Genomic DNA, 14,725 nt, shown 5'->3' with positions numbered 1-14,725 from the left:
GCGAGGAGGTCTCGCTGGGTCAGTAGCGGCCGTGAAGTGCCGCCAAGAGGAGTTCAGCGTTTCGGCCGGTTGACCTCGATTTATCATGAAGGCGCCGGATCTGCTCCTAGGCTCCAGCGCGTGCTGAACGCGCGCCAGAAGCGGCTCTCAATGGCGGCAAAGTGCCAGGCGAACAGTCGATCTCAGCGTAGCGGCTGCACTCTGCCTTTTAGCGCAGTGCCTGCTCCAGATAGTCGCTGAAGGCGCGGGCTTTCTGCGAAGGGCGTCGCCCGGCGGGGAACACGACAAAGGCGGTCACCGGCTCGAGGCTGTAGTCAGGAAGGATTTCAACCAGAGCTCCCGAGACAAGCTCGTCCGCGCACATCCACCTCGATGCGATCGCAATACCGAGGCCGGCGCTCGCACAAGCGATAGCACCTGCGGCAGAGCGGGTTCGCACGCGCGGGCTGACGGGCTGAACCTCGGTAACGCCTTCGCGATGGGCGGTCCAATTCTGATCGCCCGTATCACTGGGACCGCCAATGAGATGGTGCTGACTAAGCTCGGCGAGTTTTGTCGGTGTGCCGCGTCGTGCGAGATAGGTAGACGCGGCCACGAACAAACGGCGGCTAGCGGCAAGTTTACGCGCCACGAAACTGGAGTCCGGCTGGTTGCCCAGGCGGAGCGCCATGTCTGCGCCTTCTGCGACGAGATTCTCGTAGCGGTCGGACATCATGAGATCGACCTTGAGCAAAGGATGCCGCTCCAAGAAACCATGCAGCAGCGGTACGATCTGCCGCACCCCATAAGTCGCCGGCAGAGCCACCCGCAATATCCCCGACAACTGATCCGCCCCACGCGCTGCGCTCTCCGCCTCTTCGATCCCAGCAAGTGCCTCGCGCGCCCGGGAAAGCAGCGCCTCGCCGGCATCAGTTAGCGAAAGTTCGCGGGTCGTACGCGTGAGTAGCTTGACGCCCAGCCGTTCTTCCAGCGCCGCGACCGTCCGCGAGACGGAGGGTTGCGACAATCCGAACTCTCGGGCCACTTTCGAGAAGCTGCCGGTTTCCACCGTGCGAACGAACATCGCGAGTTGCTGGAGCCGATCATTCATACGGAATACGTATACATTATATGAGATCGGCAGCGCTACTCGCCGATTTGCGCATGATTTAACTCCTGAGCAACACGCCACTCAACGGCGGTTCACAAAGCTGAAAGGAGTAAGACCATGGACAATCTCAGGGGCAAAGTAGCAATAGTGACCGGCGCATCGAAGGGCATAGGCGCGGAAATCGCCCGGCAGTTCGCCGAGGCGGGCGCGGCCGTTGTCGTCAACTACGCGTCGAACAAGAGCGATGCCGACAAGGTGGTGGGCGAGATCCTGGGCGGCCACGGCAAGGCCGTTGCGATCCAGGCGGACGTAAGCAAGAGCGCCGACGTTAAGCGGCTGTTCGCCGAAACGAAGACCGCGTTCGGAAGGCCCAGTATCCTCGTCAACAATGCGGGCGTGTACCGCTTCGCCCCTTTGGAGGAGGTGACGGAAGCAGAATTCCATCGCCAGTTCGACACCAACGTGCTGAGCATCCTCCTAACGACGCAGGAAGCCGTAAACGCCTTTGGCCCTGCCGGCGGCAGCGTAATCAATCTTAGTACGATTTCGAGCACCAATCCTGTGCCGAATTCGGTCATCTATTCCGCCTCGAAGAGCGCGGTGGATACAATCACCAAGGCGCTCGCCAACGAGCTCGTGGGCCGCAATATCCGCGTCAACGCGATCGCACCCGGCATGACCGAGACCGAGGGTCTGGCGGTGGCAGGCATCGAAGGTGAGACTGCCAGAAATATCGGAGCAACCTTGCCGATGGGCCGACTGGGACGGCCCGATGACATTGCGCGCGTCGCAATCTTCCTCGCTTCGGACCAATCCGCCTGGCTGACAGGCGAACGCATCACGGCCTCCGGCGGCCAGCGTTAGGCGGCCGGCCTTTCTTCGACGGCACTGCGGGAGCGTCTTGGAGTCGGCCTCCCTCATATCCTTCATCCAGAACTGACGGAGAGAACTCATGTCTGAGCCCGAACAATATGACGTGGTGATCCTCGGCAGCGGCCAAGGCGGCAAGCTGCTCGCATGGCACCTGGCCCGCGCGGGAAAGAAGGTTGCGGTCGTGGAACGCCGATGGATCGGCGGCTCCTGTCCAGCCGTCGCTTGCCTGCCGAGTAAGAATGAACTCTGGAGCGCGCGGGTCGCACACCTCACCCGTCACGCCGCGGAGTTCGGAACGGTCATCGGACCCGCTGTGACCGACATGGCGCAGGTCCGCCGCCGCAAGCAGGACATGATCGACCGGGAGGTCGCCTTCCATCTCAACGCCTACGAAACCAGCGGCGCGGAGCTAATCATGGGGAGCGGCCGTTTTGTGGCGCCAAAGACGCTCGAAGTGGCTTTGAACGGCGGCGGCACGCGACTGCTCGTTGGTGATAAAGTCGCAATCAATGTCGGGACGCATGCGGCCATTCCGAGCATTCCCGGCCTTGAGGCGGCACGACCGCTTACACACATCGAAGCCCTGGAGCTCGATGTCTTGCCACCGCATCTGATCGTGCTCGGCGGCGGCTATGTCGGCCTTGAGCTGGCGCAGGCCTACCGCCGTTTCGGCAGCCGCGTGACCGTAATAGAAGCCGGTCCTCAACTCGTCGGCCGCGAAGATCCTGACGCCGCCGATGAGATGCGTCGGCTTCTTGCTGGCGAAGGTATCGAGTTCCTTATAGGGGCGGAGCCTCTCAATGTGCATGGCCGCTCTGGCGAAGGCATCAGCGTGGCCGTGCGCACCTCATCAGGCGAGCCGACGTTGGAGGGCAGCCATCTCCTTGTTGCGGCGGGGCGCGTGCCGAACACTGCCGGAATTGGTCTCGAAAAACTTGGCGTCGAAATCGACGGACGCGGCTACATTCGGGTCAACGAGCGGCTGGAGACGAGCGCGCCTGATGTTCTGGCGCTAGGCGAATGCGCCGGCAGCCCGCAGTTCACGCATGTCTCCGTCGACGACTTCCGCATCGTCAGGGACAATCTGGCAGGCGGCAACCGCAGCACGCGCGATCGGCTGGTGCCCTACACGATGTTCACCGACCCGCCGCTTGCCCGTGTCGGGCTAAGCGAAGGCGAAGCACAACGCCAGGATGTCAGCGTGCGCGTCGCAAAGTTGCCGATGAGCAGCGTCTTGCGCACCGAAGCAACTGAGGAAACCCAGGGGTTCATGAAGGCTGTCGTGGGCGGGGATGATGACCGTATCCTAGGGTTCACGATGATCGGTTCCGAAGCCGGCGAGGTCTTGGCTGCCATCCAGACTGCCATGCTGGCGAAGCTGCCGTACCCGAAGCTTCGCGATGCCGTCATCACGCACCTGACGATCGCAGAGGGACTAGGAGCTCTCTTCTCCAACGTGCCGCCTAGGTCGAATCAATAGCGATGAAAACATCACAGGCAGGTCCAGTTGATATGACGGGATCTGCCTGCGTCTGACCTGCACATTAAAAATTGACGCTCGAGCGACGCAGCCAACGGTCTGCATCGGATCGGTCCCGACTATGCAACCGGGCACCTCAACGTTCTCCCCGGACTGATCTGTATTTCGAAGCTGCGGGTTCGTTCTCCGGTGCGGTCCTTGAACGGTTCTGTAATCAGAAGCAGCCCGGCCACGAGACTTTTCCTGCAAAGAAACGTCGGAGGGCCATAGCGACAACAACGCAGAGGGAAAGATCGCCTATCGTAACGGCCGAGGTACCGTTGCAAGCATCTGGATCTTGGATGTGAGGCGGTCGATATCTCTTCGACCTGATTTCGAGAAGGCTACCGCGCGGGGTTCTCTGGATCGCCAATGTGCGTATGCTATGCGCGGACTATCGAACAATAACGAATTGTTTTTCGTGAGGGAGCTGAGAGGCGCCACAGGGTGTTCCCACCGGGAGGTAACAAGGTCGAAGATGCGGCGCAATGATGATTTTCCGGAATGGATTTCCGTAACTGATGCAGCGCCGCATCCACAGATGAACGAAAAAGGTGGGCTTTCTGCCCGCAATGCCCGGGGTGCAGGAATTCCTGAGCGCGAACTTCTCGCGCAAATTAGCGCTTGCCGATATGGCCGCGGTTTGCGGGCTTTCATCCTCTCATTTTGTGCGGGCTTTCTCCAGGACAGTCGGGGCGCCGCCGCATCACTACGTTCTCAATCTGCGGCTCGACTTGGCGGAGAGACTGCTTGCCGACAAGCGCATGGCCATTGCGGAGATCGCCCATGTGAGCGGGGTTCTCTAGCCAAAGCCACTTTACGACCGTCATGAAGAAATGCCGGCATCTAACGCCGGCGCAGGCGCGGGTGGGCAAGGTTATACGCGAAGCTTAGGCTGCATGCTGGAAGGCGGCTGGGCGCGAGGAGATGGAGGACGGCGTGTCGAGCGTTAACATAAGCGTCGGGCCATTGCACGTCGCTCGATGCGTGACTGGATGCGGGCTTCCGCTGGCTGGCTGAAATTTGGTTGGCCTTTACCGCCGCAAGGCGCGCCGCAAGCTTGGCAGGGGCGCAGGAAGAACCAACCCATTGGGATCTCCAGAGCTTCAGCTTCGGCGGAGGCAAAGGGTCGACGTGGTGCGCGGCTCGACGCACCGTACAGGGCCAGCAGCGGCATGCGGCGAAGCGCAGGCCAGTCTCCCTGGTTCGATCCCGGAAGTCCATCTAGATCGATTGAGACAAGCGGAACCTAATTCCATAACCTGGTATCTACCAGCCCTGCCGACCATACCAGTCATCGACATCTCGGCGTACGCGATCCTTCTCGATGCCGTAGCGTTCCTGGATCAGGCCCTCGAGCTGATCGCGTTTGCCGCCAATGCGGTCGATATCATCATCAGTGAGCTTGCCCCACTGTTCCTTGACTTTACCTTTGACCTGCTTCCAATTTCCTTCGACGCGGTTCCAATCCATCGTGGCTTCTCCTTCGAATCACACATCGGAAGAACGGACAAATCGCCCTCGAGTTCCGCTATAATCGGGAGAGGCGGGCTGGGAAGATGGTGGCGCACGTTGGTTTGATCGGCGCGATGATCATTGCGGAAGTTTCTAAGCGCTCCCATCCGTTTCGCTATCCTCATCGATTTGGCGCACCGGCAGGTAGGCGTTGGTTTCCAGCCACTCGCGCAACACAATCTGAATGAGATCTGACCGGCCGATCTTCATCTCTCCGGCGATCGAGTTCAGCGCGTCTTCTGTTGCCGGCTCCAGGGGAACGCCAGCGACGTTTCGCAGCATCAAGGCGGCGCGGCGAAGGATAACTTGAAGATCCGGCCGCGGCATGTCCGCGATGCGGTCGGCGGCACGCTCAAGCTCTTCGGCAATGGATGCGCGGGTCATGGCTCCATTTTTGCCACACCGGCGGTGGCCTGCCCAGTACAAGGGCAGGATTTAGTTCGCGTCAGGCGACTTTGGCCGTGGGTTTGGCAGGAGGTTTCTTCCGAGGGACCGGCTTCCGCCCCAGACCCGACGCCTTTGCCAAAGCGGACCGCTGTTCCGCATAGTTCGGCGCCACCATCGGGTAGTCGGCTGGCAATTTTCACTTGGCACGGTATTCATCGGCCGTCATGCCAAGGTAACGAAGGTGGCGTTTCAGCGATTTGAACTTCTTGCCGTCGTCAAGACAGATGATGAAGTCCGCAGTAACCGACTTCTTTGGATTGACCGCGGGGACCTGCATCTCAACTGCCGGCGCGGCAGGCTTGCTCAGACCAGGCAGGGAAGCGTGTAGAGACGCAATGAGGTTTGGCAGTTCGCCGGCCGGCACGGGGTTGTTGCTGACATATGCGGCGACAACACCCGCGGTTAGCTCGACAATCTCAGTGACACTATTGGTCCGCTCCGGCAATTATTGGAACTCCTATTGCTTCGGCACCTTCTACTTGGGATTTGCCTCTTCGCAATTCGCGAAAGAGCAAAACGTTCTGCGGTTGTAGATTGGCGCGATCGTATACGACCGCGCTGGCGGGTGTCCCGGTGTTTCATACTCTCAAGATGATGCAAAGCCAGGCGACCAGAAGATCGCGCCAAAGCCTCGAAATTGCGGCCTAATTCGGCTTCACGTCGCGGTGCAGGCAGTCCTGCACTTCAATCGACGTTCAGGGGCCGCATCTCGAACGCTGGCGACGCGGATGTCCGTCGCGCGCTCCACGATGCTGACGGCGGCGAACCGCCGGTCCGCATTTCGCGGCAGGAGCGGCGCAGCCCGGTTGCCGTGCTGTTTCATCATATTCGGTCATCAGCGAAAGTCGCTGACCTGACCTTGGTCGTGTGTGACGCGTATCGACATCATACCGGGTTGGCGTCCGGTCGTCACCGTCGACCCTTCGATGAGGACGCCGCCTGAATGGCGCTTGGCGCCCCAATCTTGTCAACTCCTCCACGACAAATTCGGCCATCGATGGCTCCTGAAAGCCCGCCCAGCGCGTCAGCCGTATCCCGCGGTTTTCTGGATCCAGTGCTCGGCCTCTAGTGCTGCAAATTATTCTGGAGACTTGAGGTTCCGGTAACTTGCGAATTCGAACTCACTGATCTTGCGCGTGCCGAGATCGGTGACGCGCACCCAGGGTTTGCCGGATGTTCGCCCGGGCTTCAGTGGTCGCTGGACGACCTTCACAACGGCATGAACATGGCTGTGGGCTTCCACTGAGGTGGTGCTGATCACCTTCGTGCCGTTCATCGCCTCAACTTTGAAACTTGCCATCGGCCCGATCTCTCCGAGGCGATCCTAGCCAAGTCCGAATTCGAACGGAACTGTCGTGGCTGTTGCTGGTGAACAGGAATTGCTTGCTAAGGTGCTGGTGCACGAAGGCGGCTATTCGAAAGATGGGCGGCCTTGTTCGCTTAGATGCAACTGATGGTTTGGGGAGCGTTGCTACCCTTGGCCAGCATCGTCCTCCGCTGGCCGGCTCCGATGAAGCCCGTCACTGTTTCCGCAGTGGCGGGCTTTTTAACATCCGCTGACTGTGCGTGACGCCTATCCCGCCATTGCCGCCATTGCCGCCCGTGGTGGGAGCCGCATTGTCGTTGCCACCGCTGCCGCCATTGCCGCCGGTGATCGTCCCGAGGTTAGTGAATGTGGCTCCGGAGACAAGCGAAACGCCGGCGCTTCCATTGCCGCCATGACCGCCGAGCACCGGGATCGTTTGCGTCGAGCAGCAGCCGACGTTGTTGCCGCCGTTGCCGCCGTTCCCGACGAGGATTCGCAGATCGTGGCTTCAGGCTTCAACTGATCGCGTTCCACAGCCCGCTCGAGCATGAACCGGGCTGGCAGCAGCTTCATCAGGAAGAAGCTGGCGCCGAAAAGAGCTCCGCCGAGCGCCACAAGGCGCGGGCCCTCGAAATCTTCCAGCTTTCGCATCAGCGCACGGGTCGACATGGGTTACTCCTGCGTGCCAGGCGTTCAATGGCGAAAGATCGTCGGCTCGAAATTGGACTGACGCAGAGCGCCTGCCGCGCGATCGATGTTTACGGATGCATTCTGGTCTCTAGCGTCGAACATCAGTCCGACGACCGTGCCGCTGTGAGCGACCTGAACGCCAATGGCGCCGAAGCGGTCACCGACGGTTTCGATCTCTCTCAGCCGTGGTTTGGCAAGAAACCGCTCGTTGATCCGCGCGCTCGCCGTCGCAACCCTGCCCAGCATGCGGGCGTCCGCATTCTTGATGGCTGTTCGCAACAGGCTTCGAAGCGGCCGAAAGGTCTCGATCTCCAGGTGACCGTAACGCGCCGGCTCGAATTCAAGCGTATCGACCGTGAGCTGGGGGGTGGTATCGATGCTGATGAAGTCGATCGGCGGCAGCGGCTTGCGGAATGCCTCCATCACGATGCCGTCCCGGTGCGCAAACAGCACCGCTTGCTGCCTGAACAAAGTGGAGTCACAGGCCGTTTCCGCGCTGACCGCGAGCTGCATGACCTCATCCGACGCCGCATCGATCTCCAACCAATTCAATACCGCCAGGATGCTTGCCAGAACGTCGGCGGTGGAGGAGCCCATGCCACGGCCAATGGGGATGTTGCTATCCATCGAGAGATGGCCGCCGCTGCCGGGCCGGCCGAATGCATTGATGGTCAACTCGGCCGCGCGTCGAGCCTTCTCCCGCGAGGCTGGCCAGACAGTCACGTGATCGCTATCGTTTGCGCTGAACCTGGCTTTGGACCTCAGATGACGACAGGGCAGCGAGACCAGCGCGCGTCGCAACCGCGCGCCCTCATCCTCGAAAACGCCTTGAACCAGTTCCCCGTGATGGCCAATGGCTTCAGCGTATCCCGAGCCCTCAGACATGGGCATTCCTCCATATACTTTAGCAACCACTTAAGTTACTCGGTGAATACTTTCGCAGGCCGGATCGTCTACAGCAACAACCAAGTTGATAATCTTTTGTATTCCAAAACGTTGCGAGTACATGACGCGCATTTATTTCCTCTTACATATTGGTCACAAATGTAGAGCCCGACCAGGCGGGCAGGGGCGGCTGCCGGCGTTCCTCGATATGTGCTGCGGGAATGATCAGGCCGACTGGTCTTCGAGCGCGTATCCGGCGAGCCTTACAGTGCGAATGGCAACGCTTCGTGATGACCGCCTGAGTAACTTTCGCAACTGGCTCATGTGAACATCGACCACGCGCGTGCTTACACTGGCGCTATTTGTCCAGGCCACGGCGATCAGCTCATCGCGGCTGAGCACCTTTTCCGGATTTTCCAGCATGTGGCGCAGCAACTTGAACTCGATTGGCCCGAGCGATATCTCCTTGCCGGCGCAGCGCACGCGATGGGTATCAAGCTGCATCTCGATATCGCTATATGCCAGCGACTTGCCACGCCGGGATCCCTGTTCCGATGCTTGGCCCACCGCCAGCCTGGCCCGCAGGTATTCGAGCAGCTTGGCCGGGGCAAACGGCCGGACAAAGCATTCGTCAATGCCAGACCTCAGCAGCTGAATGTGCTGAGCTTCCGCGCCGGGCGACACCAGAGCGACACAGGGGAGGGCGCCTGTGCGAGCATCCTGCTTGAGCCCGGCACTTTTGGCCCCCAGCTGGTTGTCCGGTCGACAATCCAGCACCACGGCCCGAACCGGCATGCCCGCTGCAAGCTCCAGCACTTCATCGATGGAACCGGCCAGCGTACTGGCGAAGCCGTCGACCTCGAGAATGTGGCTGAGGAGCAGATAAAATTCCGCGTCCTTCGAGCAGATCACTATCAATGGCTTCATATGCGCAGCGTTAGGATCTTTCAGCTGCCATCAAGACGGGCTGGCTATATTCGAATCCCGCATTCCCAAAGGCCAGCATGCCAGAACAAGCCACCCAAAACAACAAAGCCCAAAAACGAGCTTGGCGTCGCAGCAAACATGCCGGCGGCCGGTCCGTGCTTCCCTCTACGGCAAATTCGAGTCCAGCGGCGGCCGCCGCCAAAAAAGACAAAGGGCGTATAAACCGAAATCCCGCGCGCGTCCGCAACGGCGGACAAGCCTCGCGCGTGGGATGGAGGAATTCCGCCTCGGCCGCGGTGGTGAACGGGACAGCCTAAGGAGCGTCAGCATAGCGACGGCTGAAAGCCTGGACGCGGGACTGACTGTCCCCGCCAAGGCGGTCCGCACACTGCACGATGGTCGAGGTAGGCCGTGGTATCTGTCATCGGCATCCCGCCGCAACGGATCTCGCCGGCGAACCGGAACCTATCGCCTGATCATTAATCTACTCCCAGGGGGAGCCCGATGGCCGGCGATGACCAGTTCGAAAGATGTTGCGGCCCGGAAAGCCTTACCGCGTGTTCTCGAAGGGCTGAAAGAGGCCCATCACGCCCGCAGGCTATTCATTGAGGCCGCGACGAAGGGGATATTCTGGCTAAATGGGGCCCGCTGAGTTGAGCGGCAGCCGCCTTTTCATCGAGAGCCAGATAGGCTTACTCTAAGAAGGTCGCCCGGAGCCTTCCATGTGCAACGATTATGAACAGCATGTCCTGTGGGGTGAATACTGTCGGATGATGGCGTCGCTGGCGCTCAAAATCCCGGCGCACCAAACCGAACTCGATTTGCCGCAGGCGGATGACATCCGCATTAATGACCCGGCGCCAATAATGCGCGGCGCCGGCGATGCGATTGAATTGGCATCGATGACGTTCGGATTTCCGCCGGCGGGCCCAAAGGGGGGACCGGTGTTCAACTTTCGCTCCGAAGGGAGGCAATTCGCAAACAGCAATCGATGCCTCATTCCGGCCTCCGGGTTCTTCGAGTTCACTGGTGCGAAATATCCGAAGGCGAAACATCGCTTTACGCTCAACGGCTCTCCATTTATGGCCATCGCAGGGCTTTGGCGTGAGGCCGCCGGCAACAAGCCGCCTACCTTCACCATGCTGACGACTGATCCCGGGCCCGATGTCGCACCATTTCATAATCGGCAGGTCGTTGTTCTTCAGCCGCAGAATTGGGCTGCCTGGATCAACCTGACGAAGCCCGAATCTGAACTCTTGCGGCCGCTTCCGGCGGGGTCGCTTAGAGTGGAAACGGTGCGCCCGCAAAGCGCGTAACACGAGGCCGATCCTGACGATCATTCCATGTCGGGTACGTCACCGCTGACGAAAAGCGTTGTAGGCGGGCCGTAGTCCCCAAGCGCTGGATCGGCATCGCGGCTCCATGCGATGACGCCGACATGCCTGGTAGCCAGCGCCTTGGCTATGCGAACTGCCCTTTCCTCGCTTTGCTGATCCGCCGGGCCGTAGGCGGCAAACAGATCGCCCTCGTTGCCGCGATCAAAGGCAATGACGACGATCAGCTTTGGCTTCTTCTGGCCAGGCAGGACATGGTCGGACATCATCTCTCCTTCGCATCAGCGCGAGGCCTGCTTTTCCGTCGCCGCTTCAAGCGCGTTTATTGCATCACAGACGGCTTGGCGCTTGGGTTCGACCGGCTCGTCAGGGTGGAAATGAGAAAGCGAAAGAGTGGTGAAGACGACGGTTAGGTCGCCGATGAGGTCTCGCATTTTGAACCGATCTTCGACATCGGCCGCAATGCGCCAGGCCAAGATGGAATCCCTTCCGCTAAGCGTGTCTTTGCCGCCTCGCTCAACATCTGCACGAAGCATCGCCAACGCGGTGACGCGGTCGACGAGTTGGGTTTCCGGATCGATCAGTAGCTCCAGATCCACGCTTAGAGGCTTGCGTTCTTCAGGCCAGCCGGCACAGCACGCCTCCAGGGCGGCGGTATGGGCTTGGCCCCAGGCTTGTGCGCAGGCGCCGGCTCGACCGTCCAATCCATCTTCCGGAAAGCCGTTTATATCCCAGCCTTCGAGTGCAAAGGCGCCTTGTGCCGCTTCCTCGGCTGTGAAACCGGCGCGCTCCAAAGCCGTCTCGGCGGCCGCGATGCCGCGCGAAATCTCCTCAGGCGATGCGCCTGGGACGGTCAAAACCAGGTCCATGTCTGTCTCCGGTAACTATTTTAGCTACAGTGAACGAAAAGAGAACATTGAGTCAAGACTGCTCTTGACGAGGAAGGAATATGTTCCTTATTCCTGAATGACATCTGAGCAGGAAAGAGGCATGGGAACGCGCCAGAACGCGCCGGCCGGCGAAGCTATGTCCGAACTGGAAGAGGTGGCTGAGCAGGCCATAGCCGCAGCCGGCGGCGATGTCTTGGTCGCGTTGCTGAATGTCCTTGCCAGGAACAACGACCTTGAACGGGAACTGGGCTTGTCGCGGGCCGCAGTCTCGAACGGCTATTCTCGCGGCTGGCATAAGGCGCGGGTTCAATGACCGAGACGGCGGAAGACAATTTCCGGATCGAAGTCTGGGATCGAGAGGAGAAAACCCATCTAGAAACCATATGCCGATCTCCGGACGCGGTGGTCAGCCAGGCAGCTTGGCAGGCGGCCATTCGGCGTCGGCCCGGAATGCTGCTGATTCACTACAACAGCCGCCATGTCATGGAGAAGATTATCACTCCGGGCGAGGTGAAGGTTCCACCGCAGACTGTCATCAACGGCAGCATTCATGCCGGGTTGGACGTTTCACTTGGCGATCTGCGCGAATGGCACACGTTGCGAGCTTGGTGCAAACGCTGCTCGCACTATGCCGAGGTGAAGCCAGCCGCGCTTATTCGGCGATACGGCAAGGACGCGCTGTTCAGCTCCGTTGAGAGGGCGCTTGTCTGCACGAGCTGCGATCGAGGCGGTCCGGTGAGACTGGAGATTCACAAGCTGCCGCGGAATTGAACCGGCTCCTGAGGGAACGGCGAAGGTCCTAGTGTTGCCTGCGCCAATTCCAGGGCTTGTCGAATGAGCCGGCCCACAGGCCGCGCTTTGCGGTCCTGGCTTCCTGCTCGGCTCCAACGTAGAAGCCGGCACTGTATTTCGGCCAATCAAGCGCATAGCCCTGCCTGACCATCCATTCGCCGATATCGACGCCTGCGGCGGTGCAGACAGCGACCATGCGCCTGTAGCGATCGCGGTCGACTCCAATGCACGATGTTGGGCGATGCGCATCGAGGAAATCCGCCAACACCAGAGACGCCTGCTGGCCGCAACGGTACTTCTTGCCAGAGGCGATGGCGCAGATCTGAGCACTCTCCGGCGCGTCCATGCCATTGAGGCGAATCCGCTGTCCATGAATTTCGATCGTGTCGCCGTCCACGACTGATGGAATGCCCACCAGTGGTTCGGCCACGGAAGGCAAGGTGAGGCAGAGCAAGGCGGCCGACAAGCGGCAGACGCCAAGGGCGGGAAATCGCGGCATCTCAGCCATCGCACGCGCAGCCGGGCGCTTTGTGGCATCGCTTCTCTCGCGAGATGCAGCTATCGCCACATGCCTGACCGGCCGAACAAGTCTTGCAACATCCCTCGACATAAACCGTCGACCAGGGCACCGGCGCCTGTGGGCGCCGCACGACCGACGCAGGATCCACCGGCATGAAAACGCCGCCGATCGCCAATGCGGCGATAATCCGAAACATAACTGCGCCTCCCTACGACACCCCGGCTCCGTGCCAGCGACCTCGGTGATCCAAGACCCAGGTCCTTAGTTCTCTTCTTTACCTTCTTGGTCGGGGCAGTTCTTCCCTCATCCGGTTCCGCTGTGCCGCAGACTGAACCGACATGCAACTGAGCCCCGCCACGCGGCGGGGCTTCATCAAGGTCAGGCCGCTACAGCCTGGCACCTTGCCAGGGCAGTCCCTCAGGCTTTGACGGATGCCTTGCGCGTCTTCTTCAGCGGTGACTTGATTGACGCCGCAGGTGTTCTTGCGGCTGCTAAGCGCGCTGGTTTTTTTGTTTTCTCGTTCGCGGTTGGTGCGGGCACCACCGCCTTTCGTCCAAGGCCTGCTGATTTCGCCAATGCCGAGCGCGTGGCCGTATAGTTCGGCGCGACCATAGGATAGTCGACTGGAAGGTTCCACTTCAGGCGATACTCATTAGGGCTCAGATTGTAGTGAACTCGGATATGGCGCTTGAGCGATTTGAACTTCTTCCCATTCTCAAGGCAGATAATAAAGTCTGGCGTCACCGACTTTCTGATCGATATTGCCGGTTCCTGCTTGACCACAGGCTCTATCGCCGTCGTGCCGATGCCTTTCAGAGCGGCATGAATATCGCCAATCAGCTTCGGCAACTCGCCAACCGGCAGCGGATTGTTCGAGACATACGCGGCGACGATGTCGGCCGCTATCGACACAGTATCCAGTTGGCCGTCATGTTCGAGAGCAGTGGTCATATAGTTTCCTCTTACCGTATCGGACGAATTGATCGAGCTTTGATTTGCCATACCGCCAGCGAGACAAATAGTTTATTTCCCTCTACAAGCCACATGTTTTTTCCCAAAACATGCCGAAAATACTACACCTAGGCGAGTCAACCTAGCCAAGCAGAGCCGGCAAGGCTGCCATGAACGAAACGCCGAGAGGTCGGTGTAAGAGGAGAGGCCGGGACATTTGTCGATCATGGCGGAATGAATCTATTCCCTGCGGTGATTCCCTTGCAAACAGGAAGTCGACGATATTCTCGTCATCGTCTCCAGGTAGTTCGGTAAACGCCGCTTCGAGTTTAAGGCGATCCCAAATCACGCGGCCGTCAACTTTCTTCGGCTTCGGCATGCGCCGGTCAGCAACCATCTGGTCGAATTTTGTCATGGCCGCGCCAACATATCGGGCAGCTTCTTCGCGTGAGAGACCCCGAGAAGGATAGGAAAGGGAGTCGCTTTTCATAACCTCGCCCCGGTATGTGTCCGCCCTTGTGCGTGGGCTTCCCATTCATGGATCAAGATCTGGATTGTATAGCCACTGCCGGAAGGGATCCGATCAAACGGTGCGGTGAATTGCGGTCAGGGCGTGTAAATAGGATGGTTTGCTGGTTGAGCGCCGAGTTGGTGTACTGGAAATAGACCGTCGGAATCACGCGACGACCGGTAAAAACGGTGCCCCCTTCTTCGAAGAGTGTCTTATTTTACGCAGGCATGGCACCAATCGTTTTTGATCCGGCGCCCTTCGCCGGGGGCGGTCGGTCCCGCATCCCGCCTGGCGGCGGCGCTATGCTGATGCTCCTTCGGCCGCCTCTGTTGAACCGGTCTCAGGGCCACGAACTTGCTCCAGCACCGAACTGACTTGGTCGCAATGACGGACATTTCGGTGCCTCCGCCTTGTACGCCGTTTTTCATTTGGTCGGGAAAGCAGAGCTCTCCCGACGGAGAGTTAGAGGATGGGA

The 14,725-nt window shown here is 59.8% G+C and carries 18 protein-coding genes and 2 pseudogenes; 8 read left to right on the top strand and 12 right to left on the bottom strand.

Going from position 1 to position 14,725, the window contains the following annotated elements; genetic code table 11:
* Positions 1 to 208: 208 nt before the first annotated feature.
* Positions 209 to 1,090 (bottom strand): LysR family transcriptional regulator, encoded by an 882-nt coding sequence (locus LB547_RS23735; protein ID WP_140499714.1) that lies wholly within the window; start codon positions 1,088 to 1,090, stop codon positions 209 to 211.
* 117 nt (positions 1,091 to 1,207) lie between these two features.
* On the opposite strand from LB547_RS23735, the gene LB547_RS23730 reads away from it, so the two are divergent.
* From LB547_RS23730 to LB547_RS23720, 3 genes are all read left to right on the top strand, one after another.
* Positions 1,208 to 1,954: an SDR family NAD(P)-dependent oxidoreductase gene (locus LB547_RS23730; protein WP_140499716.1), complete on the top strand. Its 747-nt coding sequence runs from the start codon at positions 1,208 to 1,210 to the stop codon at positions 1,952 to 1,954.
* A gap of 88 nt (positions 1,955 to 2,042) precedes the next feature.
* Positions 2,043 to 3,443 (top strand): mercuric reductase, encoded by a 1,401-nt coding sequence (locus tag LB547_RS23725; RefSeq protein WP_140523077.1) that lies wholly within the window; start codon positions 2,043 to 2,045, stop codon positions 3,441 to 3,443.
* Between the two features lie 593 nt (positions 3,444 to 4,036).
* Entirely contained in the window at positions 4,037 to 4,288 is a 252-nt protein-coding gene (locus LB547_RS23720; protein WP_224646664.1) for a helix-turn-helix domain-containing protein, read from the top strand.
* Positions 4,289 to 4,751: 463 nt separating this feature from the next.
* Here LB547_RS23720 and LB547_RS23715 read toward each other — a convergent pair whose 3' ends face one another.
* From LB547_RS23715 to LB547_RS23700, 4 genes and pseudogenes are all read right to left on the bottom strand, one after another.
* Positions 4,752 to 4,955, bottom strand: a complete 204-nt coding sequence (locus tag LB547_RS23715; protein ID WP_140499719.1) for a CsbD family protein — start codon at positions 4,953 to 4,955, stop codon at positions 4,752 to 4,754.
* Positions 4,956 to 5,090: 135 nt separating this feature from the next.
* A complete protein-coding gene (locus LB547_RS23710; RefSeq protein ID WP_140499721.1) occupies positions 5,091 to 5,381 on the bottom strand; it encodes a hypothetical protein in 291 nt (96 codons plus the stop codon).
* Between the two features lie 61 nt (positions 5,382 to 5,442).
* A pseudogene (locus tag LB547_RS23705) lies at positions 5,443 to 5,889 on the bottom strand (MucR family transcriptional regulator).
* A 633-nt stretch (positions 5,890 to 6,522) separates the two neighbouring features.
* Positions 6,523 to 6,744 carry a hypothetical protein gene (locus LB547_RS23700; RefSeq protein ID WP_140499723.1) on the bottom strand — a complete coding sequence of 74 codons (222 nt, stop codon included), beginning with the start codon at positions 6,742 to 6,744 and terminating at the stop codon, positions 6,523 to 6,525.
* 262 nt (positions 6,745 to 7,006) lie between these two features.
* Between LB547_RS23700 and LB547_RS23695 the strand changes: the two genes are divergently transcribed.
* A complete protein-coding gene (locus LB547_RS23695) occupies positions 7,007 to 7,273 on the top strand; it encodes a hypothetical protein (RefSeq protein WP_181166228.1) in 267 nt (88 codons plus the stop codon).
* Positions 7,274 to 7,443: 170 nt separating this feature from the next.
* On the opposite strand, the gene LB547_RS23690 is transcribed toward LB547_RS23695, so the two are convergent.
* Both LB547_RS23690 and LB547_RS23685 read right to left on the bottom strand, forming a co-directional pair.
* Positions 7,444 to 8,325, bottom strand: coding sequence for a GHMP kinase (locus LB547_RS23690; RefSeq protein WP_140523070.1), 882 nt, complete (start codon positions 8,323 to 8,325; stop codon positions 7,444 to 7,446).
* A gap of 225 nt (positions 8,326 to 8,550) precedes the next feature.
* Complete coding sequence (locus LB547_RS23685) at positions 8,551 to 9,252, bottom strand: response regulator transcription factor (RefSeq protein WP_140523067.1); 702 nt, start codon at positions 9,250 to 9,252, stop codon at positions 8,551 to 8,553.
* Between the two features lie 271 nt (positions 9,253 to 9,523).
* Between LB547_RS23685 and LB547_RS32535 the strand changes: the two genes are divergently transcribed.
* Positions 9,524 to 9,904, top strand: coding sequence for a DUF982 domain-containing protein (locus LB547_RS32535; protein ID WP_224656320.1), 381 nt, complete (start codon positions 9,524 to 9,526; stop codon positions 9,902 to 9,904).
* Between the two features lie 70 nt (positions 9,905 to 9,974).
* Positions 9,975 to 10,568, top strand: coding sequence for an SOS response-associated peptidase (locus LB547_RS23675; protein WP_140523065.1), 594 nt, complete (start codon positions 9,975 to 9,977; stop codon positions 10,566 to 10,568).
* A 20-nt stretch (positions 10,569 to 10,588) separates the two neighbouring features.
* Here LB547_RS23675 and LB547_RS23670 read toward each other — a convergent pair whose 3' ends face one another.
* Both LB547_RS23670 and LB547_RS23665 read right to left on the bottom strand, forming a co-directional pair.
* Positions 10,589 to 10,852 carry a hypothetical protein gene (locus LB547_RS23670; RefSeq protein WP_140523062.1) on the bottom strand — a complete coding sequence of 88 codons (264 nt, stop codon included), beginning with the start codon at positions 10,850 to 10,852 and terminating at the stop codon, positions 10,589 to 10,591.
* A 15-nt stretch (positions 10,853 to 10,867) separates the two neighbouring features.
* Positions 10,868 to 11,455 carry a hypothetical protein gene (locus LB547_RS23665; protein ID WP_140499772.1) on the bottom strand — a complete coding sequence of 196 codons (588 nt, stop codon included), beginning with the start codon at positions 11,453 to 11,455 and terminating at the stop codon, positions 10,868 to 10,870.
* Positions 11,456 to 11,576: 121 nt separating this feature from the next.
* Between LB547_RS23665 and LB547_RS23660 the strand changes: the two genes are divergently transcribed.
* Both LB547_RS23660 and LB547_RS23655 read left to right on the top strand, forming a co-directional pair.
* Positions 11,577 to 11,789 carry a hypothetical protein gene (locus LB547_RS23660; protein ID WP_140499774.1) on the top strand — a complete coding sequence of 71 codons (213 nt, stop codon included), beginning with the start codon at positions 11,577 to 11,579 and terminating at the stop codon, positions 11,787 to 11,789.
* On the top strand, positions 11,786 to 12,247 hold the full coding sequence (locus tag LB547_RS23655; protein ID WP_140499776.1) for a hypothetical protein: 462 nt from the start codon (positions 11,786 to 11,788) through the stop codon (positions 12,245 to 12,247). The genes LB547_RS23660 and LB547_RS23655 overlap by 4 nt, the downstream gene beginning before the upstream one ends.
* Before the next feature lie 28 nt (positions 12,248 to 12,275).
* Here LB547_RS23655 and LB547_RS23650 read toward each other — a convergent pair whose 3' ends face one another.
* The 3 genes and pseudogenes from LB547_RS23650 to LB547_RS23640 form a co-directional block, all read right to left on the bottom strand.
* Positions 12,276 to 12,767 carry a thermonuclease family protein gene (locus LB547_RS23650; RefSeq protein WP_140523060.1) on the bottom strand — a complete coding sequence of 164 codons (492 nt, stop codon included), beginning with the start codon at positions 12,765 to 12,767 and terminating at the stop codon, positions 12,276 to 12,278.
* A 438-nt stretch (positions 12,768 to 13,205) separates the two neighbouring features.
* Complete coding sequence (locus LB547_RS23645) at positions 13,206 to 13,739, bottom strand: MucR family transcriptional regulator (RefSeq protein WP_140523057.1); 534 nt, start codon at positions 13,737 to 13,739, stop codon at positions 13,206 to 13,208.
* 274 nt (positions 13,740 to 14,013) lie between these two features.
* Positions 14,014 to 14,229: pseudogene (locus LB547_RS23640) on the bottom strand (hypothetical protein); the annotation flags it as partial.
* Between the last annotated feature and the right edge of the window lie 496 nt (positions 14,230 to 14,725).

This window comes from Mesorhizobium sp. B264B1B, assembly GCF_020165765.1.
GTDB lineage: Bacteria > Pseudomonadota > Alphaproteobacteria > Rhizobiales > Rhizobiaceae > Mesorhizobium.
Note: the sequence above shows the minus strand (reverse complement) of the source record. Positions and strands in the feature narration are given on the sequence as shown.